The organism is Deltaproteobacteria bacterium, from assembly GCA_026129095.1.
In the GTDB taxonomy this organism is placed as follows: domain Bacteria; phylum JAGRBM01; class JAGRBM01; order JAGRBM01; family JAHCIT01; genus JAHCIT01.
The window spans coordinates 321,413-346,817 of record JAHCIT010000003.1; the positions used below are offsets into that span (position 1 = coordinate 321,413).

Below are 25,405 nucleotides of genomic sequence, written 5' to 3' on the forward strand. Positions count from 1 at the left end.
GCGCGAGGTAACCCCAGTGCCCCGACTGGTATTCGCAAGCGACCCGAAACGGGTATTCGACATCACCAAGGACATCATCTCCATCGGGCGCATGCCGGAGAACGATATCGAGATCAACGATTCGATGATCTCCCGCCGACACATCGAAATCCGCCGGGAAGGCGGCGGATGGATGCTCTATGACAACAACTCTCTGAACGGGACCTTCGTCAATGGTGACCGTGTGCAGAAAACGGTTCTCCGCGCCGGCGACGTGGTGACGGTCGGACGCGAGAAGCTCACCTTCGAGGATACCACCGAACCGTCCGCGCCCAAGGTTCCGGACGAACTGTTCGACGCATCGGTACCGGCAGCCAGTCCGGCTACAGGGCCGAATGCCCCGAAGTCTCCGGGCGAGGTCGTGCTTTCCATCGACAAGGTGAACGATATCTACGGCATGAGCCGCGACGGCATTGCTGTTCGCCGCCAGCCGCCGCCGGCAGCGCAGGACAAGTCCCGCCATTTCTATATCCTGTACCAGATCGGACGGCTGATTAACGCGAACAACGACCTCGACGATCTCCTCGCCACGGCGCTCCAGCTCATTTTCGAGGTCATCAACGCCGACCGCGGCGCGATTTTCCTTGTGGACGCAAAAGGCCCGCCAGTCATCAGGACCTGGCGGAACCGCGCCCAGGGTTCCCAGGCCGAACAGTTCCGCGTGAGCCGGACGATCCTGGACAAGGTAATCGGCGAGCGGATCAGCATCCTCACCTCGGATGCCAAGTACGATCCCCGGTTCGAGGCCGGCGAATCCATCGCCCAGTTCGCCATCCGGTCGGCCCTCTGCGTCCCCGTCTGGGAACGGTCGGAAATCTCCGGCGCCATCTATCTGGACAATGTCGAGGCGAGCGCCTTTTCAGAGAACGACCTGGAACTGCTGACCGCCATCGCCAACCAGGTGGCGATTGGCGTTTCAAACGTCCGCCTGACCGAGCGGCTCGCCCGCGAGGCGGTCGCCCGGACCAAGCTGGAGATGTACCACTCCCCGGACGTGGTGGAGATGCTGCTCCGCGAGGGCTCCGACGGCACCCAGATGACCTCGATCAACGCCCAGGAGCGGGACGCCACCATCCTGTTCAGCGACATTTCCGGCTTTACGAGCATGTCCACGCGGTTCAGGGCAGCGGAAATCGCCTTCCTGCTCAACGGCTATTTCGACGAGATGACCAAGGTGATCTTCCGCCACCGCGGCTCGATCAACAAGTTCATCGGCGATGCCATCATGGCCCTCTGGGGCGCGCCGCTGGCGCATGCCGGAGACCCCGCGCTGGCCGTCGCCTCCGCCATCGGCATGTTGCAGCGGCTTGACGCCTACATGCAGCACGTGGACGAATCCAAGCGGTTCAAGATACGGATCGGCATCAACACCGGACCGGTGATCGCCGGGAACATCGGCTCCACCAAGCGGATGGAATACACCGTCATCGGTGACACCGTGAACACCGCCCAGCGGCTTGAGAGCGTCGCTCCCAAGAACGGCATCCTCATCGGCGAAAGCACCGCCAACCGCGTGAAACACCTCTACCGGCTGAAAGACGTGGGACTCCTCAAGCTCAAGGGCAAGGAAGGCGGCACCCGAGCCTATGAAGTCCTCTGGCAGGAAATGGCCCAGCTTCCGAGCGTGCTGGAAAGCTCCGAGATCCTGAAGCGGCTATAGCACGATTTACAAAGTTGATAGAGCCCATCAATCTCAACTTTTAGGCTCTTCTAACTCTCCGAACATCGCGGCCACAAATGTTCTCACTATGGCGGGAACATCCTCATCTGGCGGACGGAAGTGGCAGTCGTGGTGTTTTAGCAAAAACCTGATGCACTCAATATCCTTACACATCTGATCCGCTATCTGTACCAAATCGGAGATATCGACCCCTCTCTGCATGATTTGCTTGCCAGTCGGCATCTGTTCAAACGGATGTGCACTTATGTTCCGGAAATTGCGGATATCCGCAAATCGGTTCGTGAATTTTTGCAATAAATTATCGACATCCTTTTTAGTTGCTCCTCTGCACTCAGTCGTTGTTCCACTGTGCCCAGCCGTTCCGAACAGTTCTTGGAACTTCGATCTGCACGCCTCAGCGATCAACTTCCTATGTGGGGGTGGCACCTCACCATAAATGGCCTTATCCGGAATCTCGTCTTCAGATTTGCACCTTAATATCTGCGGGTTAGCCCGCAATTTATTGAATAGCCCGACCTCAAGACTTTTCTGGAGCGATGCAAGGTGGATAAAAAGTTGTGCATAGGAATCCCAAAACATGAAAAAGAGCATGTTGCTGGCAACTGGTTTTCCTTCGTAGGCCCGAAGCTGGAGGAAACACTCCTGAATGTAATGAAGCCGATGGCGAACCCGAATAAAGCGCCTTTCGAACTCGTCGATATCATGATACAACTCATTCACAAGTTCGGCAGCAGGCATTCCTACCCCATCACCAGCACCGATTTTCCGAGCACCTTGCGCCCCCCGAGGTCGGCGAGTCCCTCGACCGCCTTTTCGAGCGGGTAGGTCTTGTGAACGGCCGGCCTGATCTTCCCGGCCGAATACAGGTCGAACAGTTCCTTCTGGGCCTCCCCGACGAGCGCCGGATTGTGCTTGCGGTATTCGCCCCAGTGGAGCCCCACGACGGCGATGTTCTTGAGCAGTATCCGGTTCGCCTGGATGGACGGTATCCTTCCGCCCGCGAAACCAATCACCAGCAGCCTCCCCTCGAAGGCAATGCACTTGGTGGAAAGATCAAAGATATCGCCACCCACAGGATCGTAGATCACGTCCGCGCCGTGACCGCCGGTGATCTCCTTCACCCGGTCCACCCACGCTCCGTCCCGGTAGTCGAGGGCCTCGTCAGCGCCCTGTTCCTTCACGAAGGCGAACTTGTCCGCCCCGCCCACGCAGGCGATCACTTTTGCCCCCATCGCCTTGCCGATCTGGACGGCGGCCGAGCCCACCCCGCCCGCCGCCGCATGGACGATCAGCCATTCGCCTGCCTTGAGATGGGCGCGATATTTCAGGGCGAAATAGGATGTCTGGTAGACGATCGGCATGGCCGCCGCCTCGGCAAATCCCATCGTGTCCGGAATCCGGTAAGCCGCGTCCGCCGGGACCACGGTTTCTTCCGCGTAGCCGCCGGTGCTCACCATCGCCATCACCCGGTCGCCCGGCCTGAACGCCGTTACCCCCGGCCCGACGGCCTCCACGGTTCCGGCCACCTCGCCTCCCGGCGTGAACGGGAACGGCGGCTTGTGCTGGTATTTCCCCTGCACCATAAGGATATCGAAGAAGTTGAGCGCGGCCGCGCCGTTACGGATCCTGATTTCGCCTTTTCCTGGTTGCGAGGGTGCAACCTCGACGAGCTTCATCTGCGAGGGCTCGCACCACTCTGTGACCTGCCATGCCTTCATGATTTCTCCTGGAACTGTCAGTCGCTGGCGCCAAGCTGCACCCGTATCACGTACAAATGCTCCTCGGCCTCCTCGGATGCCCTGAGAGGCACCAGGTCTGTCACATCGAGGATGTACCGCACCTGCTTGTGGAGCACATCCAGATTGCGCACTTCGTCGCGGATCAGCTTCGAGTCCGCATAGAAGCCACCCGACACCGCGTACCGGGACTGCCGCTTGAGACGGTCCAGGATCACCTGCTCCATCTCGGACGGCGTGACGCTCCCCAGAATGCCCGCGTTGTCGATCCGGAACGACGGGCGGATCTCCTTCCCGGCAAATCCGATCGCCCGGAGCTGCTGGGTGAACTCGTCCAGCGCGATATAGGCCTCGATGGTCACGCCGCGCGGGGATGTTTTTTCCGAAATCTCCTTCACCGTATCCGATACGGCATCGGTCACGGCAGCCCGCCAGCCCGCCGGGAACCGGTGGAAGTCATCACGGCGGGCCCCACGCTGACCGTTGCCGAACGCCTCGGCGATGACCGTCTCGCGGGCCTTCTTCGCGTCGGCGCCGCAGGCCGTCACGTTCAGCCGCCGGGTGCCCGGATCGAGCCGGCTCACCATCACCTCGTTGGCGCACTTTTTCACCGGTACCGGTTTTGAAGGCTCGGGCGGCGGAGGTTCCGGTTCGGGCTCCGGAGGAGGAGGTGGTGGTGGTGGTGGCGGTTCCTCTACCGGGCCAAGCTTCTTCAGTACGATGGCCGGCGGCGGAGCTGGAGGTGGTGGAGGCGGAGGCTGGAGCAGCTCGCGCCAGATGGCGAAACCGGACGTCAGAAGCAGCCCCATCACCGCGAAATAGCCCGCGGGCCGGCGCGACCCTGACAGGACGGTAATCAGCACCGGAACACCGGCAAGAAGGCCGAACAGTCCGGCGTACTCGATAAACCTCAGAATAAAACCGGGGAATTCCATCCTGTCCCTGCCGCCGGGTGCCCCCTTTTGAGCTGAATCCCGTCCCCGGAAGCTAACACAACTTTCATGCCAATGGGGACACACCACTGGTTTATCCCGCCTTGCCTCACCGTCCCGAAGCGGCTTAAAGGAAAGACCGGAGGCCGAACACACGCATTATGCAAACCCTCCTCTCGACCGGCGAACATGCCCTGCTGGCCCTGCTGGGTCTTGCCAGCTTCGCCTCGCTGGCGATCTTCATCGAACGGTTCGTTTACCTGCGCGCCGCCACCTTCGATGGCCGCCGCGAACTGGACCGTCTGAACGAGCAGGCCAACGCCGGCACGCTGGATGCCTATGCCAGCGAGGCTGAATACCGGCTGGGCGCCGCCGGCAAGGCAGTTGCCGCCGGTATCCGGAGCAGCCATCTCGGCAAGGCTGGCGTCCGCGAGACCATCGATTCCGCCCGGGCCTTCCTGCGCCTCGATCTGGAGCGCCGGGTGGCGGTCCTGGGCACGGTCGGCAGCAATGCCCCCTTTGTCGGCCTTCTGGGAACGGTTCTCGGCATCATCCAGGCATTCCGCGACCTCGCCGCTGCCATCCACAGCGGCAGTGCGCAGCCGGGAGCCGTCATGGCCGGGATTTCGACCGCGCTCGTCGCAACGGCGGTGGGGCTTATCGTCGCCATCCCCGCCGTCATCTTCAACAACATCTGCCGCCGCCGCATCGCCCGCATCGAGCGCGAACTGGATGGCCTCGCCCATGCCGTCATCGCCCATGCGCCGGACCACCCGGCCCCCAAAAAGGGAGGCTGACCCCGTGGCAGGCGGTACACCGGACACCGGCGACGGGATGATCGAGGAGATCAACATCGTCCCGCTGGTGGATATTGTCCTTGTGCTTCTCATTATCTTCATGCTGACGGCGAACTTCCTCGACCAGCAGGCCATCCGCATCAACCTGCCCGCTGCCGCCGCCGGAGACGGCGCCGTGCCCGGCACTTTCTCCATCGTGATCGACGAAAGCGACCGCCTGTACCTGAACGGCGCGCCCGCCACGCCTGAAGCCATTACTGCCGAACTGGCGAAAACCGGGGGCGGTCCCGCGCAGGCGACCGTGCTGATACAGGGCGACCGCCGCGCCAGTCACGGCCGCGTGACCGAGGTGATGGGACTTCTGAAAGCGAACGGCGTCACCCGCTTCGGGATCAATCTGGACCCCGGCGTCCAGCCGGTCCCGTCCGCGCCGCCCCAGGGAGAACCTCCGCCGTGAGCGCTGCCCGTGAGCAGTTGGTACGGCCTGCGGCCATCAGCCCCCGGAGGCTCCTTCTGGCGAGCCTCGCCATTTCAGCCGCTGTTCATGCCGCCGTGCTGGGGCCCATGATCAGCAGCTTCGGTGAAACCACCTACTCCGCCAGGCCGCCCGAACTGGTGCTCGTGGAACTGCTGCCCGATGCTCCCGCGCCAGTTCCGTCAGAACCGGGCGCCGACGAGCCACTGATCACCACCGTCAGCCCTGTCCCGGAAGCACCTCCGCCGCCCTCGCGCAGTGCGGTGGCCGCAGCCACCGGCGCGACACCGGTCAAGTTCGGCGTTGCGCCGGAAAGCCTGAATCCCCTGCCGGAGACCGGCGCTGCCGAAGCACCCGCCGGGAACACGCTGGCCGTTCCGCCCGATACCGGCCGTGATATTCCGCCAACGGACGCGCTCGCCTACTCCGGCGGCGGCGTTCCCACCACCGAACCGCCCGCCTTTGCATCCCTGTCGTCAGTCACCGAATTCCCCCGCTTTCTCGACTTCGCCCCGCCCCGCTACCCCGAGGCTGCCCGCCGGAGCGGACACGAAGCGATCGTGCGGATCGAGGTGGACATTGCGCCGGACGGCTCGGTCATCGCCGCCAGGCCGGCGGCGGGCGAGGCGGCCGACCCGCTCTTTGTCGAAAGCGCCCTTCGCTCGGTCCGTGCGGCCCGGTTCAGCCCGGCCCGCATTGGCACGAGACCGGTCGCCGTCCGCGCCACCCTTCCCGTCAAATTCCAGCTCAGGAACTGAAAAGCCCCCGTGAACCGAACCCCTCCGCCTCCGGCACATCCCTCTGATCTGGCTTCACCTCCAGTGACCGGTCGCGGACTCCGGTCCTTCGGCCGGCGAACCCGGGACCGGATACTCGAATCGCCCGAGTTCGGCGCCCTGGTCGTGGGCGCTGCGGTCGGCCTGCTCGCCATCGCCTTTACCGAGGCCACCCACGGCCTGCGCGAACTGGTCATCATGGCCGCCTCGCCGGACGGGACCTGGGGACTGCCGGGTCTCATCTCGCTCGTCGCCATCACCGCCACCGGCTGCGCCGTCGCGACAGCGATCGGCGCCTGGCTGCTCGGCGAGGCCGCCACCGGCGGGATCAATGTCGCCATCGCCCGTTATCACGATGGCAAGCGGCTGAAGACCCGCACACTCTGGCACAAGTTCATCCAGTCGGTGCTCGCCCTGGGGAGCGGCAGCGCCGGCGGCGGCGAAGGCCCCATCGGCTACATGGGCGCTGCCGTCGGGGCCACTGTCATCAAGTTCATGCGGCTTCCGCCACTTCCCCGCCGGGCCCTGCTGGCCGCCGGCATGGGCGCCGGCATCGCCTCGCTCTTCAAGGCGCCCATCGCCGGCGCGATTTTTGCTGCCGAAGTCCTGTACCGGTCCATGGGCATCGAGGCCCGCGTCCTGTTTGTGTCGGTCCCCGCCTCGATCGCCGCCTTCTGTGTTTACGCGACGGCATACGGCTTTGGCCCTGCCCTGCCGCTCGACGCCCAGCCGTTCGACCATCCATCCGAACTGATCGGTTATGCGCTGCTCGGGGCCGCCTGTGCTGTCACGGGCCGCTTCTTTCACGGGCTGATCCACAAGGTCCAGAAATATGCGGGAGACTCGTGGCGACGTACCGGAATCTCCCTCGCAGGAGGGCTTTGCCTCGGGACCACCGTCGCCCTGATTATCCAGTCGGGAATAAACCCTGAAAAAGCGCTTGCCCTGCTGGGCGACGGCTACCAGCTGTTCCGGGCCGGTGCTGTCGATCCCCACCTGGACAATGCGCTCATTCTGCTCGCGGCCGTGCTCGGGCTCAGGATCATCTTCTCCGCCATCGGAATCGGCACGGCCACCGGGATCGGGGATTTTGCTCCCGCCGTGACGATCGGAGGCCTGCTGGGTGCGCTCGTCTCCACCGCCATCGGCACGCTCTATCCGCCTTTCGCCCCGCCCGTCGCGGCAAGCGCCGTCGTCGGAATGGCGGCCTTCTATGGCGGTCTCTCCCGGGCCCCCCTGTCGGGTGTCCTGCTCGTGTCCGAAGTCACGGGGCGTTACACGCTGATGATCCCCGCCCTGTGGACGACGTTCATCACCTTCCGGCTTCTCGGCAACACATCGTTTTATTCCGCCCAGAAGGACCGGCCCGAGTCGGCCGAGGATATCTGGCTCAAGCCAACCGGAGAGGACCTGCCCGTGCGCGACGCGCTCCCCGTGAGCGCCGCCACCATACCGGTGCTCGATCCCGGGGAACCCGCCACGCGGCTAATCCTCATGCTGGCCCCGATCGCCCTCGTGAAGGGGAAGGACGACCCGCCGGACTCCGCGCTCCGGTTCCTGCTGTCCAACGATATTCTGCACTATCCCATTGGCAGTGCCGCCATTGATCTCGCGCTGGCCGGTGCGCTGGCCCGCACCGACCTGCATCCCGTGGCCGAGGACGACTCCCTCTCCACCGCGTTTGCCCTCATGCTCCGCGACGGTGTGAACGCCATCCCGGTCATCCGCAAGGACGGGACTTTTACGGCTCTCACCCGGGATGAAATACTCCTGCATCTGAAGGTCCGCCCCCCTGCAGACTGACACGACGGGCAACGGAGCCCAGTTGTGGCCCCCCGTGCCGGGTGCTATGGCGGAATGGCTGAAGTGCTTATGACTGCCGGAACCGAAGAACAGTTCGAGAGCGAGTTCGACTACGACCTTGAGCTTCCGCTCTTTGAAGGGCCGCTCGACCTGCTGCTTCACCTCGTCCAGAAAAGCCGCGTCAACATCTTCGACATCCGGATTTCGCTCATCACCGAGCAGTATCTCGAGTACATCGAGCTGATGAAGGAGCTCAATATCGACATGGCGGGCGAGTTCCTCGCCATGGCGGCCGAACTCGCCCGCATCAAGTCGAAAATGCTGATTCCCGTGGAAGACACCGGTGAGGAGGCCGAGGCGGAGCCCCCTTGGGCCGAACTCCAGCGGCGGCTGATCGAATACCAGCGGTTCAAGGAAGCGGCCATCGAACTGGGCAAGCGGGATATTCTGGGCCGCGATACCTTCACCCGCGAACTGCCCGTCGAGGAAAAGCTCCCGCCCGGCGAGGAGACCATCGAGCCGGTCGAGTTCATGGGCCTGTTGCGCGCATTCAAGAAGGTTCTGGAGCGGCTGCCAGAAGCCAACCTCAAGGAAGTCGCCCGCGAGGAGATCACGATCCGGGCCCGCGTCATGCAGCTGATTGACGGGCTGAGGTCCGGCGGCCGGCGCCAGTTCACCTCGCTGTTCGCCGGCGACCGGAACCGCCAGCAGGTGGTCATCACTTTCCTCGCCATCCTGGAACTGGCACGCCTCCGCATGGTCCGCATCGAGCAGGGTGCCGGCGAGGACGAATTCTGGATCGACCCGCGTGAAACCCTGGATGCGGAGCACGCACAGGCTGCACTGGGCAATACCGAGGAAGAAGGCGGCGGATACCGTGGCTAGGAAAAACGAGCAGGAAGAGACCGGAACCGTGACGGAGGGGGGCGACAACCCCGCGCCGCGCCAGAAGCTGCCGCCTGAACGGCTGCGGTCGGTCGTGGAAAGCCTCCTGTTCGTGAACGGCCGCCCGCTCCGGGCCTCCGACCTCGCGGCCGCCATTCCGGAAACGACGAAGAAGGAACTTGAAAAGCTGCTCGCCCAGTGGGCGAAGGAAGAACCCGGCGAGGGCCGGGGCGTGCAGATCGTGGCCGTCGCGGGCGGCTATCAGGTCCGCACGATACCGGAGAACGCCGCCTGGATCCGCCGGCTGTCGGGCACCCGGCTGTTCCGCCTGACCCAGCCTTCCCTCGAAACGCTCGCCATCGTCGCCTACAAGCAGCCCGTGACCCGGGCCGAGATCGACGAGGTCCGCGGGGTCGATTCGGGTGCCGTGATCCGGGCGCTTCAGGAGCGCAAGTTCATCCGCGCCGTCGGCACCAAGGACGTCCCCGGCCACCCCGAACTGCTGGGCACCACGGCCGAATTCCTGGAGTTCTTCGGCCTCGAATCCCTGGAACAGATGCCGCCGCTCAAGGAAATCCTCGAACAGAAGTCCGAGGAAATCACCGAGAACGTCCCCGATGGGCCCTTCGCCGCCCACACGACGAGCCAAGGGCTCTCGTTCGCCGACCTCGAAGCCCGCCTTCCGCCCCCGCCCCTTGAGGACGACGAGATGGACGACATCCCCGACGTTCCCAAGACCAGCGTGGACGACGCGGGGAAGGTGTGAAGTCCCGCCCCCGGTGCTGACCCGCCAACAGATCGAACGCTGGCAGGTCATCGTTTATGCCGGAGCCATTGCCGCCGGTGCCGCTACCAGACCGGACGCGCCTGATCCCCGCCTTTCCACCTCAAGCCCCCTTGCCCTCACGGCGGCGACTGGCTATCAAGTGGCCCCGGCGGACTTTTTTGCGGCCCGCTGACACTCCGGTGTAGCTCAGTTGGTAGAGCAGCGGACTGTTAATCCGCCTGTCCCTGGTTCGAGTCCAGGCACCGGAGCCAAACTTTTCAACGAAACCCTTTTCGCCCCGCTCCGCCGGAGCCTGTCGCAGACAACGTGAACCCGCCGCCGGTCTTGCCGGCCCGCTTCCACGCCCCTGTCCCTAGGGAGGTTTCACATGCTGCCCGAACCGGCCCCCGAACGCCTCACGGTCGATGAACTGCGCGATGTCTGGTCCGCGCTGTCGGCCGAGGAGCGCGCCGAGGGGTTCATCGTTCTCGCCCGCGACGAGGCCGGGGAGTTCTTCCAGAGCCTCGATCCGCTCGGGCAGGCACAAATTCTGGAGCGTGTCCCCCCTGGTGAAAAGCGGCTGTGGATCCGGCTTCTCGCCCCGGACGACGTGGCCGACGTCCTGCAGGAAACGGACGAGGAGCACCGCCCCGAACTCCTCGCCCTGCTCGACGAAACCACGCGCCGGGAAGTGAATGCCCTCATGGCCTACGCCGAGGACGATGCCGGCGGCCTGATGAGCCCCCGGTTCGCCCGGATCCGGGCCGACATGCAGGTGGACGAGGCGATCCGGTACCTCCAGAAGCAGGGCCGGTCGCACCTGGAAACGATCTACTACATCTATGTGCTGGATTCGGCCCAGCGGCTGATCGGCGTCGTCTCGTTCCGGGACCTTTTTGCCTCCCCCCCCGACAAGCCGGTGCGGGAGATCATGAACCCCGAGCCCGTCGCCGTCCGGGCGGACATGGACCAGGAGGCCGTCGCGGCCCTGTTCAAGCAGCACAGCTTCCTGGCGCTGCCGGTCGTCGATGCCGACGGCAAGATGCAGGGCATCGTCACTCTGGACGACATCGTGGACGTGGTTCAGGAAGAGGCCACCGAGGACGCCCAGAAGTTCGGCGGTATGGAGGCCCTCGACGCGCCCTACCTCCAGACCGGCCTGTGGGAGATGATCAAAAAACGGGGCGGCTGGCTGACCCTGCTGTTCGCGGGCGAGATGCTGACAACGGGTGCGATGGCCCGCTACGAGGACGACATCACCAAGGCCGTCGTGCTCGCGGTGTTCATCCCGCTCATTATTTCGAGCGGCGGCAACTCCGGCTCGCAGGCGGCCACGCTGGTGATCCGCGCCATGGCTCTTGGCGAAGTCCGCCTTCGTGACTGGACCCGGATCATCCGCAGGGAGATCGGCGCGGGCTTCGGGCTGGGAATGATTCTCGCCCTGCTGGGACTGTCCAAGATACTGTTGTGGGAGTTCCTGTTCGACAGCTATGGCGACCACTCCGGGCTTCTGGCCCTCACCGTCGGCAGCAGCCTTGTCGGCGTCGTCCTGTGGGGAACGATTGCAGGCTCGATGCTTCCGTTCATCATCCGCCGGTTCGGGTTCGACCCCGCCAGCGCATCGGCCCCGTTCGTGGCGACGCTGGTCGACGTCTCTGGACTCATCATCTACTTTACCGCCGCCCAGATTTTCCTCGGCGGGACGCTTCTCTAGCAAGAAACTGCATCTTTCCCTCTATGAAACACGGTTAATCTTAGTGTTTCGTTACGGTTCATTTTCCCGTTGCATCGGCCCGTTCCTGTACCGGATACTAGATGCACATTCGATCAGGTGATGGGAGGCAAGGCGCGTGGATAACCGCGAGAAGATGCAGCGGCTGGCATCGGCTGTCCGCCATTTCAGGATGGGCCACCCCTACGATGCGCTCAAGGTGCTCCGGCAACTGGACACGGAAAGCCCCGGCGATACGCTTGTCCAGTCATATCTGGGGCTTGCGCTCACCCTCTCCGGTGCCGACACCGACCGTGGCATCCATCTTTGCGAGGCGGCAGCCGAAAAATCATTCCACCGGCCCGAATGCATGGCGAACCTGGTGAAGGCCACTCTTCATGTGAAGGACCGCTCGCGGGCCTCCGACGCGCTTCTGCAGGGGCTTGCCATGCACGGCGACCACAAGGAACTGAACCTGCTTGCGCAGAAAATGGGGCTCCGCCGCCGGCCCCTGTTCGGCTTCCTGCCACGCAGCAACTTCATCAACCGCCTGACTGGACGCTTCACCTGGTGGCTCGGCGTCGGCCGTCAGGCGGAATAGGAAAACCCGCCGCCCTCATTTTTACGCGGCCTCCTGCCTGAGCGGCCGGTCGAGACTCCGGTACTGGACCGCCTCGGCCAGATGCGCCGGACCGATGATATCGGAGCCGTCCAGGTCGGCGATCGTCCGGCCCACCTTGATGATCCGGTCCCAGGCCCGGGCCGAAAGACCCAGCCGGTCCACCACCCGCTCCATGAGCCGCTCGGCTTCCGGGGCCAGCGGACACTGTTCTCGCCGGAGGGCCGGGGTCATCCGGGCGTTGACATGGATGCCGCTGCGGGAGAACCGGCGGGACTGGACCTGCCTCGCCTCCACCACCCGTTTCAGCACCTCGGACGATTTTTCCCCGCGCCGGGTGTCGGCAAGGTCCCGGTACCGGACCGCGCCCACCTCCACCTGGATGTCGATCCGGTCCAGCAGCGGGCCCGATATCCGCGAGCGGTAGCGCCGGATCTGCTCGACCGAGCAGGTGCACTCATGGAACGCATCACCCAGATAGCCGCAGGGGCACGGGTTCATCGCCGCGACCAGCATGAACTTCGCCGGATAGGTGAGCGAAACGGCCGCCCTCGAAAGGGTCACATGGCCCTCCTCCAGCGGCTGCCGGAGGACTTCCAGCACGTTGCGCTGGAACTCCGGCAGTTCGTCGAGAAACAGCACGCCGTTGGTGGCGAGCGACACCTCGCCCGGCTTGGGAATCGCGCCACCGCCGATCAGCCCCGCATCCGAGAGCGTATGGTGCGGGGCCCGGAACGGGCGCTCGCGCAGAAGGCCACCGCCCCTGGGAAGCATCCCCAGGACAGAGTGGACCTTGCTCGTTTCGAGGGCCTCCTCGAAGTTGAGCGGCGGCAGGATCGTCGGGAACCTGCGGGCGAGCATCGTCTTGCCCGCCCCCGGCGGTCCGATCAGCAGGATGTTGTGCCCACCGGCTGCGGCCACCTCCAGCGCCCGCTTGGCGTGCTCCTGCCCCCTGATGTCCTGCAAGTCGGTCGCCGCCAGTGGCGGGGCCTCTGGCGGCGGAGCCGGTCTGGCCGGTCCGATTTCCAGCTCTCCAGCGAGGAACTTCACCACTTCGGTCAATGTCTGCACGGGAATAACCCTGAGCCCCGTCACGACGGCCGCCTCGGCGGCGTTCTCCCGCGGCACCAGAAGCCCCTCAACCTTGAGACGAGCGGCGAGTGCCGCCACGGGCAGCACGCCCCGCACCGGACGGAGCGCGCCATCCAGCGACAGCTCGCCCATGAGGAGAAACCCGGAAAGGCGGCCAGCGGGTGCCTGTCCGGTGGCAGCCAGGATCGCAATGGCAATCGGGAGGTCCAGCGCCGAGCCGTCCTTCCGGATATCGGCGGGGGTAAGGCTGATCGTCACGTGCCGGCCGGGAAAGTCGAAGCCGGAGTTCTTCACCGCCGCCCGTACCCGGTCCTTTCCCTCCCGAACGGCCGCCTCGGCGAGCCCCACTGTCGAGACATGCGGAAGCCCCAGTTGCAGATCCACCTCGACCCCGACCGGATAGGCGTCAATTCCCAGCACGGCGGCACTCCGGGTAACAGCCAGCATGTGTTTCGGTTCTCCTTGCCCAACGGACCTATCGACACCTCCCGCAGCTTCAATTTCCGCGCCCTGCCGGATAGATATTTACGCGAGTGATTTCAGTAGCTTGAATGAACCCGATTTCACCCGGAGCGGTTCCCCGTTCAGATTCCGAACGGCTACACTCGAAACTGCCCGCACTAGCTGGCCGCACCATGACGAGGCTGCCCGATTGATACGGTTCCGGTTCATCCTGCTCCTGTCGCTCCTTGCAGCCGGACTGCCGGGTACGGGCGCAGCCCAGCACCCGCCCTCCGATCTTCCGAGCGGACGGCCTGACTCTACCGGAGACCCTGCCCAACTCCCCGATCTCCCCAGCGGCAAACCCTTCACGCCGGAAACCCCCGATCCTGCCGTCCCGGAACACGAACGGCTGCTCCGGCCCGATCCAGGGAAAGAAGAAACAGCGGCTCCGAAACCGTTTACGGTCCGCCAGATTACGGCCGACGGCCTCAGCCACACGCCCTGCTGGGTAGAAGGCGACCGGTTGCTCTACATCCGGTCGGAACCGGACTACGACCCTGCCGGAACCGATTCCGCCTTCTGGCAGAAAGTGGAAACCGGAGACACCGGACCCGGTTCGCCGGTCGTTCACCCCCTTTTCTATGCACGCGGACAGGTGGTTCTCCGCGAGCCAGATGGAACCAGCCGGGTGCTCACCCGGTTCGAAGGCAAGCACCTGCGTACACTCCGGTGCCCCCCGTCTGGGCCGTTCGCCGCGTTTCTCCTTGGGGAGCCGGGCGAAAACCCTTCCGTGCTCGCCATCCTGAGGTGGGATGCCGATCCCGCTCCCGATCCGGTGCTCATCGACGCCGAGGGGATCGATGATTTTTCATGGAGCGACACCGGAAGCCGCCTTTACTTCCTCAAGCAGGGATGGCCCTGGTATCTCAATCCGGTCACGGCGGCGATCAATCCCGTTACGTCATCCCCCGCACTCAGGAAAAACGATTTCATCGCCCTCTGGGGCGGACCCCGCGAGCTTGACCTTGTCCTGGCCACGCTTCAGCGGGACAAGGCCGGAAAGCCCGCCGGCAATTCGCTCCTGTTCCTGAACACCCAGACGCTCAATACCGTCCGCCTCCCCGCCGCCAAACCGGGCCTCGGCAGCCGGTTCGAGCAGTGGATGCCGCCGCGAACCATACTGCTAAGTTCGACCGATTTCGTCCGGTTCCGGCTGTTCCGGCATGACCTCTCTACCGGCCAGCGGACCGAGCTGCGTCCGCTCCCCGGAGATGCCGATGGCCACTGGCGCTGGAGCGGCGGGCGGGGCTTCTGGGCCCGGTGGAACGGCTCGGCCTTCGACGAACTGACCCTGCTGGGGAAGGACACCGAGACGGGCGAGGTCATTCTCAGGGCCAATATCCGCTACGCCCTCTGGTCGCCGTCCGGCACCCGCATCGCCGTTGACACTGGCTCCGGCGGCACGCCCCTGAACGGCATTGATATCCGCCGGGATATCACCGTCGTGGAGTTTGCGGACGGGAAAAGCCCGGCCCCAAAACCGCCGGCGGGGAAACCGCCCGCGCCCTAGATGTAGTACATGATCTGGATTGGGCGGCCTTCGCGCTGCGAACGGGAACGGTCGATGACATTTTCCAGCGTGGTCGCGTCCACGATCCGGCTAATGGCGTCGCGCACCTCGCCCCAAACGTCGTAGTAGGAACACTCCGACTCGGCGCACTCCTTCGGCCGTTCCCCGGCGAGGCACTTGATCGGCGCCACTGCCACCGGCCCGTCAATGAGCCGCAGTACCTCGCCCAGCGTGATTTCAGCCGGTTTTTTCGCAAGGTAGAACCCGCCCCGCGCCCCCTGTACGCTCGTCACCAGTTTGGCCCGCTTCAGCAGGACAAGCAGGTTAGCCAGCACCCCTTCGGGGACGCGCTGCGCACGGGCAATCTGGCCGACAGTCAGCGGGCGGCCGCCCGGCTTCTGGAGTCCCAGCTCGAGCAGGGCCCGGAGGGCATACTCGCATCTTCTCGATACTCGCATGGTGTATGGTGTAATTCATGGCCCGTACCGGAGCCAAGGCCTTTTGCATCCTGCCCGGGCCGCCATATGGAAAACCGCCGCGGGGGCGGCTATATCCTGCCCATCAGCCGTCAACACTGTGTGAGGCAGAATCAGACGCGGCCGGAGCCCCATGGACGCCGAACAGCTCAAGAAAATGTATCTCTTCGAAGGCCTGGACGAGGACGGTATCGCCAAGATCGCCGCCATCTGCAAGGAAGAAACCTTCAAGGCAGGCGACAGGATCTTCAATGAAGGCGACAAGGGCGACAAGCTCTACATGGTCTTGTCGGGCGAGGTCCGCATCTCGAAGATGATACCCGGCGTGGGCGAGGAAGCTCTCGCCATGTTGAAGGAAGGCTCGTTTTTCGGCGAAATGGCCCTCATTGACGACATCGAACGCTCGACTCACGCCATCGCCAACAAGGCGACCAAATGCGCCACCATATCCCGGGGCGACTTCGAGCAGCTCCTGTTCGTGGACGAGAAGATTGCCACCCCTATCCTGTGGACATTCGTGCGGACCCTGTCGTCCCGCCTCCGCGAGACGAACGAGAAGATCAAGGCGTTCTTCGCCATGACCGGCGGCTTCAAGTAAAGAGGCCCGGCGCTGCCGCCGGGCCCCAGGCTTCAATACCAGGCAATCCGCTACTCTTTCACGACGCTGGGGATTTCACCGCCGCTGTCGTCACAGGCAGGGCGCAGCTCAACACCGTAGTAGTCGGCCATCTGGAAGAATTCGTACAGGTTGCCCCACGGCAGGCGGGCACCGGTCGGGTCCTGCCCCGGCCCCAGCGCGAACAGGCTCTCGCGCCGGGTGAACTCGGGCTTGGCCGACTGGACGAGAATCGGGTCGAAATTGCAGAGCTTCACGCGCAGGTCGCCCGGCATGACCAGCCTGCCGTCCTGCACCAGGATCGGAACCTGAACATAGCCCATGCGGGGCCGCACCAGTTCCAGCGCAACCGAGAACTTGTCCACCACGTTCCGGAACTGCAGCGGTGTCACTTCCTTCAGTGCCGTTCGGTACTGCACCAGCTTGCCCATCACGCGGTTATACATCTCCAGCCGGAGCACCCGCGTATCGGCATGCATCTGCGGCTTGGTGTGGAGAAACTCCAGGTAACCCGCCTGATTGAGCTGGAGCTGCAGATATACCGTTCCCACATCGTTCGTGGGGTCATAAATGATGTTCAGCGTCACCGGCTTCTTGGTATAAAGCTGTAGTGTCGATTCCAGGTCGATCCGTTTCGCCGCCTCGGCGAAGTAGCCCTGGAACTGCGGGGTCAGGTTCGTGTATTCGAACCTGAGCTCGAACGTGCTTTCGGCGTCGGCGATCTCTTCCTCGTAGAAATCGAGAATGCGGGACACACGCACGATCTCGTTTTCCACGTAACCGATCAGCACGGTGTCGTCGCTGCTCAGCACACGGCGCTGGCCAAACTCATACTCTTTCTGAATCTTCTGCATCACCGCCCGGGCCCGTGACAGCTCGCGGGCGATGCGGTCCTTTTCCGCCTTTTCCAGTGTGCGGAACAGCGCCACCGGCGGAAGCGTCTCGCGGACCGTGCCGTCGGCGTATTTGAGCTTGAGCGCGGCGCGATCTTCGTAGCGACGCACGATCTTGACTGCGTCATAGACCGCGAACTGGTTGGGGTCGCGGTAGCTGGCCAGCATCTTCGACTCCAGCGACATCCACACGCCTTCGGCCGAACCGCCCTGGACGGCCTCGTTGAATACCGCCTGGCCGACCGTGGTGTTCAGGATGCGGACACCGCCGGTAAACGTGTTGCCGCTGAACTGCCCCTCGATCACCAGTATGTCGTCAACGTCGTTAAGGGCACCCGTGAACAGCACTTTCTGGAAATCCAGCTCGCCAGCATCGGCCTGGAGTGGAATGGTGCTGGTCTGGTAAAAAGTCCGGAACCGCTCGACCACGTCGTCCAGAAACGCAGTGGCCTGCTCCTGCGTCGAGGAGGCCGACACGTTGACCTTGTAGACATATCCGTATTTGCGCTCACGCGCATAGATGACCGGCGAGAGTTCCTGCCGGGACTTGACGGCGCAAGCACCCATCAGTCCGGCCAAAAGAGTTGCGGTTACAAGAAACGAAATCGATCGACGCACGAGCGCCTCCTGGTTCACGGCAGCGGGCACGCCCCACATTTCCCGGCTTGTCAAAGATTACACATCACCCGGCTGGATGTAAACGCTTTATCCGGTTTCCGGCCCGTCTCGCGGCCGGCTCTGCTTTAACAAATACTTAGTGAAGCACGTGAGCGTCGCTGCCACTGATCACAATGAAATCCGGCTGCCCGTCGCCGCTCACATCGGCCGCACCATGATACGCGGCGGGTGGAACGGTGAAGTAGCCCGCCTCCGGCGGCCGCCCGGTGGTGAGCACCGGCCCCCACACTTCCCGGGACTCCAGCGGCAGCCGGTTGATATGCACCCGCACTGTGTTTTCGTTACCGGCGTCGGGCGCGGCTTCCTCCAGCCGGCGGAAGAACCGCGGAGCGGCGGCGATCGGCTCCACGTCGATCGTCACGCGGCCCCGGAAATCCCGCCCCACCGCGCCCAGCGATCCGTCATTGCCGTCCAGCACCGGATCGATCCCCTGCTGCGCCGAGGCCCGGCCCCTGATCTTCCCCCGCACACGTGGAAGCGCGTCGCAGGTCCGGCCCCGGAGCGCGGACTCGACCGCCAGCGCCACATCCTCGGGTTTGGAATAGATCTGAACGACCCGGACAAGCTCCGTGATGGTGCAGACATCGGCATCCGGAGCCACCCAGGGGGCGGTTCCTGCCACGAGGCCATTCAGCACCACCGGGACGGTCCCGGCGGGGGTTTCCGCCAGAAAGGAAAGATCATCGAGACCATCCGGAATCGTGTCGGCCGCGAACAGGGGTCCCGTCACCACCGCATCCGGGCCGCCCACCATCGCCACCTGCGGCAGACCGAAGATGTCGGGCTCGGCGAGGTTCAGGATGCAGAACACGCACCGGTCCTCGTGCGGATCGAGCAGGCTGTCGCCGTTCAGGTCCACGCGGCGGTTCACGTCCCTGTTGCCCATGTTGATCGTCTGGACCGGGTAGAACGGCGAACCGCCCGTTACGTCCGGATCCACGACATACGCCTGAGGCGGGGCCGGATGGTAGGGTGTCACCAGGAACTGGTACAGTATTCCCTCGCCGCCTGTTCCGGCGCCCAGCACGGCGAGATCGGCGACCGAATCCAGGTTGAAATCGCCCCCAAGTTCCAGCGCAAGGCCGATGCGGTCCCCCGCCTCCGCGCCCCAGATCTCGAAATGCCCGTGATCGGAAAGAAGCGGCCCGTCCGGCCCGTCCGGGTCGCTGAAGTTGTAGACGCCATCGGACAGCGAACCCGGCGCCCGCCAGTCCCGCGACTTCAGGTAGCGGTCCACGAGAAACGCATACACTTTCCCGGCCGAAGCCCGGCCGTCCGCAACGGCTCCGGGCGCACCCATCGCCAGCCCGAAATACGGCACCATCGGGTCTTCGGCCTCCGGCGTGGCGGGGTTCGTCCGGGCCGTGACGCCCGTGGCCACCGAGGTACCCAGCCGGTCGCCTGCATTTTCACCAAGAAACACGACATCCGGGCGGGCATCGAAGCGCGCCAGATCGCGGATGCCGCTGGGCAGCGTGTTTGGCCCCTCGCCGGTGATCGCCGTGAACCGCCCGTCGCCAAAGAGCACGAACACCGCGCCCCGTTCGGCGAGCGGCACGTCGCGTTCGGCCCAGGAGACGCCATCCAGTCCCGACAGCCCCAGCACCACGTCGGCGATGCGGTCATCGTTGATATCACCCCGCGCCTCGATCACCTCACCGAAACCGGACGGCAGGCTGTTCGCCACCGGCACCGGGCCCAGGATCGCGAGCTGCGGAACGCTGGTCCCCCCTGCGCCCGTGAGCGACAGCGCCGTCACCGGCTTCCTGAGTCCGCCCATGACGAGGAACGGACTGTCTTTCACGGTCACCAGCGTCCGTCCGGCGGCAAGATCGCGGTAAATCCTCCACGACTGGCCCGTGGCCGGAGTCAGCGCCTGCGCGTTCCGGACGGCCGGGTCGCACCGGACGATCCGCAGCACGTCAGGCAGCACCGCCTCCAGCCCGTGAATCCGGCACCGGAATCCCAGGTTCGGTCCGCTGGTGATCTCGAAGAGCCAGCCCTCCTGCACTCCGTCCAGGAGGCGGCCGTTCACGACATGGTGAACAGGATCGGCGAGCGATGCCGCGTCCGTGCCCGCCAGCATCGGCGTGCCGCTGTAGTAGGTCCACTGCTGCTCGCGGTTGCCGGCCACCGATTCGGTGAACCGGTTGGCGAACCGGATGAACGGCGGATCGGACGACATCACCTTCGAGACATAGCCCTGCTGCGGACCGGTCTGGATCGACAGGAAATCGCCCGGCGCGGACCGCTGCCCGCCGGCGCGGACGAGGAACACCGCCCCCCGGGGGCCGAGGCCGTCGTTCCGGTCGAAATCCGGCGCGCCGATCAGCAGTTCCCCTGCACCATCGCCGTCCACATCGCCGATGGAGAGCGCCGCGCCGAACCGCCCGCCCAGTAGCGCACCGTCCAGCACCGCGTCCGGCTCGCAGAACCGCGCCGCCGGAAGCAGGTCGAACGGCCGGTAGGGTTCGCCATAGAACAGCAGCACCCGGTTGTTGTCCGGGTCGCCCACGGCGATGTCATCGCCCGGCAGTCCGTCCAGATCGCCTGCGGCGATGGCCGACAACGACGGCGTGCTTCCCAGCGGGCACACAAGGTCGAGCAGGTTGGTGAAGACCGAACCGTCCGCGTTTTCATCCGTACCCGAAGCCGTGGCGAAGGGTCCAACGTTTCCCACCTCGTCGCGCTGCGCGACGAGCAGGAAAACCGGACGCCCGAGGCTGAGGCGTCTCACCAGATATTCACGCGGCGTCTGCGACAGGCCCGATCCCGGCACGTTTTCCATCACCACCGTGTCAGCAACGTTCTCCGGCCGGAACGCCGCCTGGCTCGCGTCATCCGGGTCGAAGGCGGCGCGGACGTCGGTAAGCGCGCCGCGGCCGTGATCGCCGTCGTCACCTGTCGAAACCCAGGAGAGGTGCCTGAGGTTCGTATCGAACAGCACGCTCGACGGAGTTCCCGGCGGCACATCGTCGCCCAGCGTGCAGGCAGACAGGAACAGGAGAAGTATGGCGGCCTTCTTCAACCGAGCGCCCCCCAGTATGGCCGGAAATGGTGGATGAGTTCCTTCGTGTATTCCCGGATGCCGGGGGCGGCGGTTTCCGGGTCGGTCACCGGCTGGGCGGGGTCGCCCAGCAGTTCGCCCACGACCTTCCCGACGCTCGCGGCGAGCCCCTGCGTGTGATAGCCGCCCTCCAGCGCGAACAGCACCCGGCCTCCGCACAGATCGCCTGCCGCCCGGACCAGAAGCCGCGACAGTTCGGCGAATCCCTGCTCGGTCACCTTCATGCCGCCCAGGGGGTCCAGCCGGTAGATGTCGAAACCGGCCGACACGATGATGAGGTCGGGCCGGAACTTTTCCAGCGCCGGACGGACGATGCGCTGGTACAAGTACAAGAACTCGGCGTCCCCCTGCCCCGGCGGCAACGGGATGTTCAGGGTCTTTCCCTCGCCTGCTCCCGTGCCGGTTTCGCGGAAATGGCCCGTGCCCGGATAGTAGGGATACTGGTGGGACGAGATGTAGAGAACCTCGCCCTTTCCGTAAAAGGCGTTCTGCGTGCCGTTACCGTGATGGATGTCGTAATCGACGATGGCGACCCGCTTCCATTCGGTCTGACGGAGCGCATGGTCGGCCGCCACTGCCACGTTGTTGAAAAAGCAGAACCCCATCGCACGCGACGGCTCGGCGTGGTGGCCTGGCGGACGGACCAGCGCGATGCCATTCTGTACCGTACCGGTGGCGATCGCCTCCACCAGATGCAGCAGCCCCCCCGTGGCCAGCCGCGCCACCTCGAACGTCTCCGGGGCGGCATAGGTGTCGCCATCCAGCCCGCCGCCGCCCCGGCTGGAGAGGAACTCCACCCGGTGGTACAGGGCGGGGTCGTGAATCCGCACGATGTCGGCCTCGCCCGCCGGGCGGGCTTCCAGATGTGTGAGGCGCGGCATCAGGTTCAGCCGGTCCAGTTCCCGGTGGATATCCCGCAGCCGGTCGGGCGATTCGGGGTGGCCCGCTCCCATGTCGTGGGCGAGAAACCGGTCGTCTCGGATGATCCCTGTGGCCATATGATTAACGTAACTATGCGAAAAGGCCGGGATTGCGGCCCGTCCGAAGCCGTCTATGCTATATCCCCGGTGGCAATTCAACGCCGCCAGGCGGGGGCACCGTGTTCAACATCGGCTTCGGCGAAATCCTCGTCATCCTCGTCATCGCCTTCGTGGTCGTGGGACCGCGCGGGTTGCCGGGGCTGGCCCGCTCGGCGGGCCGCCTGTGGCGCGAAATCCGCCGCTACGCCGAGGAGATTTCCGCCGAGCTGCGCGAGAACGTGGGCGACCTTGAGAAGGAACTGGGCGAGATGCCACGGGAGATCCGCAAGACGGCCGCCGCCCTCGACAAGGTGAGCGACACCATCGCCGGGAAGGTGGAGACGCGGGATTTCCTCGGGCTCGATGCCGGCGGCCGCAGGCGCAAACCGGCAAAAGACGGGAAAGATGAAACCGGCAGCACCGGACCAGTCCCGGCGGATGTGCCCGGCGCTGCCACCAGGGCGGCCGCCAGCACCGAAGTCGTCGCCGACCCTGACCTCGAAACCTTCGTCACCGGGAAACTGCCGAAGGGGGACGGATGACGGACGAAACCCCCGAGCCGCGCCCCCCCGGCGACCGGGAGATGCCGCTCGTCGAGCATCTGGAGGAGCTGCGTTCCAGGATCATCAGGATCGTGATCGCCCTCGGCGCCGCGTTTTTCGCCTGCTACAGCCAGTCGGACAAGCTCGTGGCGTTTTTCGTCAAGCCCCTGAAGGCCGCCCTTCCGCCCGGCGGCACCCTCCAGTTCACGAAGATCACCGAGCCTTTCATGGTCCACCTCAAGGTGTCCCTCGTCGCCGCGCTGGTGGTGGCCTTCCCGTATGTCTGCTGGCAGGTGTGGGCGTTCGTCTCCCCCGGCCTGTACAAGAAGGAGAAGCGGCTCGCCCTCCCCTTCGTCACCGCCGCCAGCCTCGCCTTTGCCGCTGGCGTCGCATTCTGCTTCACCGTCGCCTTCCCGTTCGGTTTCCGGTTCCTCGTGCAGGGCTATGCAACCGATGACATCGTCGCCATTCCCAAGCTGGAGGAATACTTCACGCAGGCGACCACCATGCTCGTCGCCTTCGGCCTCGTGTTCGAGCTTCCCGTCGTGTCTTTCGTTCTCGCCCGCCTCGGCGTCATCACCGCCCGCGGGATGCTCGGCGGCTTCCGGGTCGCGGTGCTCCTCATCGCCATCATCGCGGCCGTGCTCTCGCCGCCCGACGTGATCTCCATGAGCATCCTCGGCGTCCCGATGCTGCTGCTCTACCTGGGCAGCGCCGGGCTCGTGGCTCTGGTGGAGCAGGACCGCCCGCCAGACGGGGAAGTATCCTGAAAAATCACAAGCCCCGTCTCCTCTGTCATGAGGAAACGGGGCCGGATATAACTGCGATTTCGATTAAACGGGATCAGGGAACGTAGGTGATTGCCGCGATGTCTCCCGGCAGCACGCCGATCTCCTCTGTCTCTCCGGTCTCGGGGTCGATCTCGACGAGAATCGTGTCCTCGGCGGTTTCATAAACCACCAGCCCGAGCAGGCGGCCTTCCACGAAAGTCAGGTCGGTAATGTAGGAGCCATCATCGGTATTGTTTTCCCACTCGGCGATCTCCTCGTCCACCGAACCGTCATCCGGGTCGATCGTGACGAGGAATTCGTTCAGAATGCCGTAGATGGTCCCGTCGCTGTCGGTGGCAATACCGGCACCATAGGAACCGTAACCTTCGGCGGTGCCGAGTTCTTCCATGATGCCCGTCTCGGGATCGATCGAGTAGAACGCCGGATCTTCGACATCGGTTTCATGCCCGTACAGCGTCCCGTCGATATACACGAGTCCGGCAATCACATAGCCGGGAGCGTCGGTTTCATTTTCCTCGGCGATCTCGTCCAGGTCGCCGACCAGTTCAGCTTCGAGCGTCTGGGTGGCATTGTCGGAGACAAACCGGTAAAGCCGCAGGTTGCCCGCGCCGTCAGTGTCGGTAGTCATATAGGACGTGACACCGTAGATCGTCCCGTCGGGAGCGGTCACCATCGCCGTGAGGCCGCGTGGCAATGTCCCCACTTCATCCCCGATTTCGCCGGTTTCCGGGTCAATGGTATAGATGCTGCCATTAACGCCTTCCTTGCCGTCAGCGACGATCAGCTTGCCGCTGAGAAAACTGCCGCTCCCGCTGCTGCCGCACCCGGCGGCGAATACCATCGTGGCGGCACAGGCCGCCGTGAGAAAACGGTTCGTCATTTTTTCTGCTCCTTGAAACTGGCCCCTTCGGGCGGATGTGAGGCCGACACTAAAAGACTCCAAGGGAACCGGCAATAGCCAGCTTGAATTTGCCGCTCGCAGTCGGAAGGTTCAGTAGTTCTCCGAACGCTGCCGGACATATTCACGGTCCTGGGCGTATCCGGCGATCAGCGCCGCCGCTGCCTCGGCCGGAGTCGCCCGCGGCTCATAGCCGATCATCCGGCGCGCCTTCTCCACGGAGTAGTGATTGGGGTTGAACAGGTAGCCGTCCTGGTCCGGCGGAAGGTCGTGGAGGCCGAGCGTTCTCGCCAGCCGGATACCGCCGCGTGCCGCCCATACGGGTATCCGGACGATTCTTGACGACGACCCCGCCGCCCCGGTCATCGCCCGGATCACCTCCAGTTGCGACGAGGCCCCCTTGCCGGAAATGTTGAACGGCTCGCCGGGCGCGGCGGGATGATTCGCGGCCAGCATGAAACCCTGGACCACGTCCTCCAGCAGCACGAAATCCCCCGGAACGGAGCCGTCGCCGATCACCGCCACCGTCTTGCTGTCGAGAATACGGTCCATCAGTTTCAGCAGGGGCCGGTTGTTGTAAAAGCCCTGGCCGCAGATCGTGGGCATCCGCAACGCGACCGACGGGAGTCCGGTTTTTTGGCTGAAGTCCCACAGCATCTGCTCGCAGATCCACTTGTGCCGTCCGTACCAGCCGACCGGCTCGTCCTTGGGCGCGTCCTCAAGGCACGGGAACGGCGGCGTCACGCCGTAAATCTCGATGGTGGAGGTGTAGACAAACCGCCTTACACCTTCCGCATGGGCGGCTTCCAGAAGGTTCGTCATTCCGCCGATGTTGATCCGGTACCGCTCGGCCTCCGGGCGGCGCGACATGGACTGGACGAACGCGATGTGGATGACCCGCTCGATGCCGCGCATGGATGCCCGCACGTCTTCCGGGCGGGACATATCCCCCTCGAAAAACTCCGCCCCGGCCGGACAGTAGGGCGTCTTCTGCACGTCGAGAATACGGACCCGCCGCCCGTCCGCCATCAGCGCGGCTACCACATGGGAGCCGAGATACCCGCCGCCGCCCGTCACCAGATCCATCCGGAAAATCTCC

24 protein-coding genes and 1 tRNA gene are annotated in these 25,405 nt (G+C 64.5%); 15 read left to right on the forward strand and 10 right to left on the reverse strand.

Features of this window, described 5'->3' with window-relative positions:
• Nucleotides 1-16 precede the first annotated feature (16 nt).
• Nucleotides 17-1,699: an FHA domain-containing protein gene (locus tag KIT79_06365; GenBank protein ID MCW5828923.1), complete on the forward strand. Its 1,683-nt coding sequence runs from the start codon at nt 17-19 to the stop codon at nt 1,697-1,699.
• A 33-nt stretch (nt 1,700-1,732) separates the two neighbouring features.
• On the opposite strand, the gene KIT79_06370 is transcribed toward KIT79_06365, so the two are convergent.
• From KIT79_06370 to KIT79_06380, 3 genes are read right to left on the reverse strand one after another with little or no spacing between them, the layout of a single operon-like run.
• Entirely contained in the window at nt 1,733-2,458 is a 726-nt protein-coding gene (locus KIT79_06370) for a hypothetical protein (GenBank protein ID MCW5828924.1), read from the reverse strand.
• A 2-nt stretch (nt 2,459-2,460) separates the two neighbouring features.
• Entirely contained in the window at nt 2,461-3,438 is a 978-nt protein-coding gene (locus tag KIT79_06375; protein ID MCW5828925.1) for an NADPH:quinone oxidoreductase family protein, read from the reverse strand.
• Between the two features lie 17 nt (nt 3,439-3,455).
• Nucleotides 3,456-4,391, reverse strand: a complete 936-nt coding sequence (locus KIT79_06380; protein MCW5828926.1) for a hypothetical protein — start codon at nt 4,389-4,391, stop codon at nt 3,456-3,458.
• A 158-nt stretch (nt 4,392-4,549) separates the two neighbouring features.
• Between KIT79_06380 and KIT79_06385 the strand changes: the two genes are divergently transcribed.
• The 10 genes from KIT79_06385 to KIT79_06430 all read left to right on the forward strand — a co-directional run bounded on the left by KIT79_06385 (nt 4,550) and on the right by KIT79_06430 (nt 12,202).
• A complete protein-coding gene (locus tag KIT79_06385; GenBank protein ID MCW5828927.1) occupies nt 4,550-5,185 on the forward strand; it encodes a MotA/TolQ/ExbB proton channel family protein in 636 nt (211 codons plus the stop codon).
• A gap of 4 nt (nt 5,186-5,189) precedes the next feature.
• Nucleotides 5,190-5,642, forward strand: a complete 453-nt coding sequence (locus KIT79_06390) for a biopolymer transporter ExbD (protein ID MCW5828928.1) — start codon at nt 5,190-5,192, stop codon at nt 5,640-5,642.
• The gene (locus KIT79_06395; GenBank protein MCW5828929.1) at nt 5,639-6,418 is read left to right on the forward strand and encodes a TonB family protein; all 780 of its coding nucleotides are present in this window, start codon (nt 5,639-5,641) and stop codon (nt 6,416-6,418) included. Before KIT79_06390 ends, KIT79_06395 begins: the two co-directional genes overlap by 4 nt.
• Before the next feature lie 9 nt (nt 6,419-6,427).
• Nucleotides 6,428-8,239, forward strand: a complete 1,812-nt coding sequence (locus KIT79_06400; protein ID MCW5828930.1) for a chloride channel protein — start codon at nt 6,428-6,430, stop codon at nt 8,237-8,239.
• A 54-nt stretch (nt 8,240-8,293) separates the two neighbouring features.
• Nucleotides 8,294-9,124, forward strand: coding sequence for a segregation/condensation protein A (locus tag KIT79_06405; protein ID MCW5828931.1), 831 nt, complete (start codon nt 8,294-8,296; stop codon nt 9,122-9,124).
• Nucleotides 9,117-9,890: an SMC-Scp complex subunit ScpB gene (gene scpB / locus KIT79_06410; protein MCW5828932.1), complete on the forward strand. Its 774-nt coding sequence runs from the start codon at nt 9,117-9,119 to the stop codon at nt 9,888-9,890. The genes KIT79_06405 and scpB overlap by 8 nt, the downstream gene beginning before the upstream one ends.
• Nucleotides 9,891-9,903: 13 nt before the next feature.
• Complete coding sequence (locus KIT79_06415) at nt 9,904-10,083, forward strand: hypothetical protein (protein MCW5828933.1); 180 nt, start codon at nt 9,904-9,906, stop codon at nt 10,081-10,083.
• A 3-nt stretch (nt 10,084-10,086) separates the two neighbouring features.
• A tRNA-Asn gene (locus tag KIT79_06420) sits at nt 10,087-10,162 on the forward strand.
• A 116-nt stretch (nt 10,163-10,278) separates the two neighbouring features.
• A complete protein-coding gene (mgtE, locus tag KIT79_06425; protein MCW5828934.1) occupies nt 10,279-11,604 on the forward strand; it encodes a magnesium transporter in 1,326 nt (441 codons plus the stop codon).
• A gap of 136 nt (nt 11,605-11,740) precedes the next feature.
• Entirely contained in the window at nt 11,741-12,202 is a 462-nt protein-coding gene (locus tag KIT79_06430) for a hypothetical protein (protein MCW5828935.1), read from the forward strand.
• A gap of 21 nt (nt 12,203-12,223) precedes the next feature.
• On the opposite strand, the gene KIT79_06435 is transcribed toward KIT79_06430, so the two are convergent.
• Complete coding sequence (locus KIT79_06435) at nt 12,224-13,759, reverse strand: YifB family Mg chelatase-like AAA ATPase (protein MCW5828936.1); 1,536 nt, start codon at nt 13,757-13,759, stop codon at nt 12,224-12,226.
• 205 nt (nt 13,760-13,964) lie between these two features.
• Here KIT79_06435 and KIT79_06440 point away from each other — a divergent pair, with 205 nt between their 5' ends.
• A complete protein-coding gene (locus KIT79_06440; protein ID MCW5828937.1) occupies nt 13,965-15,326 on the forward strand; it encodes a hypothetical protein in 1,362 nt (453 codons plus the stop codon).
• Here the strand turns inward: KIT79_06440 and KIT79_06445 are convergent.
• On the reverse strand, nt 15,323-15,784 hold the full coding sequence (locus tag KIT79_06445) for an Rrf2 family transcriptional regulator (protein MCW5828938.1): 462 nt from the start codon (nt 15,782-15,784) through the stop codon (nt 15,323-15,325). The genes KIT79_06440 and KIT79_06445 overlap by 4 nt on opposite strands.
• Before the next feature lie 151 nt (nt 15,785-15,935).
• Between KIT79_06445 and KIT79_06450 the strand changes: the two genes are divergently transcribed.
• Nucleotides 15,936-16,400 (forward strand): cyclic nucleotide-binding domain-containing protein, encoded by a 465-nt coding sequence (locus tag KIT79_06450; GenBank protein MCW5828939.1) that lies wholly within the window; start codon nt 15,936-15,938, stop codon nt 16,398-16,400.
• Between the two features lie 50 nt (nt 16,401-16,450).
• Here KIT79_06450 and KIT79_06455 read toward each other — a convergent pair whose 3' ends face one another.
• From KIT79_06455 to KIT79_06465, 3 genes are all read right to left on the reverse strand, one after another.
• Nucleotides 16,451-17,959, reverse strand: a complete 1,509-nt coding sequence (locus KIT79_06455; protein ID MCW5828940.1) for a hypothetical protein — start codon at nt 17,957-17,959, stop codon at nt 16,451-16,453.
• Nucleotides 17,960-18,065: 106 nt separating this feature from the next.
• Nucleotides 18,066-21,017 carry an FG-GAP repeat protein gene (locus KIT79_06460; protein ID MCW5828941.1) on the reverse strand — a complete coding sequence of 984 codons (2,952 nt, stop codon included), beginning with the start codon at nt 21,015-21,017 and terminating at the stop codon, nt 18,066-18,068.
• On the reverse strand, nt 21,014-22,054 hold the full coding sequence (locus KIT79_06465; protein MCW5828942.1) for a histone deacetylase: 1,041 nt from the start codon (nt 22,052-22,054) through the stop codon (nt 21,014-21,016). The genes KIT79_06460 and KIT79_06465 overlap by 4 nt, the downstream gene beginning before the upstream one ends.
• A 101-nt stretch (nt 22,055-22,155) precedes the next feature.
• Between KIT79_06465 and tatB the strand changes: the two genes are divergently transcribed.
• Entirely contained in the window at nt 22,156-22,617 is a 462-nt protein-coding gene (gene tatB / locus KIT79_06470) for a Sec-independent protein translocase protein TatB (protein MCW5828943.1), read from the forward strand.
• On the forward strand, nt 22,614-23,387 hold the full coding sequence (gene tatC / locus KIT79_06475; GenBank protein MCW5828944.1) for a twin-arginine translocase subunit TatC: 774 nt from the start codon (nt 22,614-22,616) through the stop codon (nt 23,385-23,387). Before tatB ends, tatC begins: the two co-directional genes overlap by 4 nt.
• Before the next feature lie 73 nt (nt 23,388-23,460).
• Here the strand turns inward: tatC and KIT79_06480 are convergent, their stop codons facing one another.
• Together KIT79_06480 and KIT79_06485 are read right to left on the reverse strand one after the other, a co-directional pair.
• Entirely contained in the window at nt 23,461-24,288 is an 828-nt protein-coding gene (locus KIT79_06480) for a hypothetical protein (protein ID MCW5828945.1), read from the reverse strand.
• A gap of 111 nt (nt 24,289-24,399) precedes the next feature.
• Nucleotides 24,400-25,392, reverse strand: coding sequence for an NAD(P)-dependent oxidoreductase (locus tag KIT79_06485; protein ID MCW5828946.1), 993 nt, complete (start codon nt 25,390-25,392; stop codon nt 24,400-24,402).
• Nucleotides 25,393-25,405: the final 13 nt, after the last annotated feature.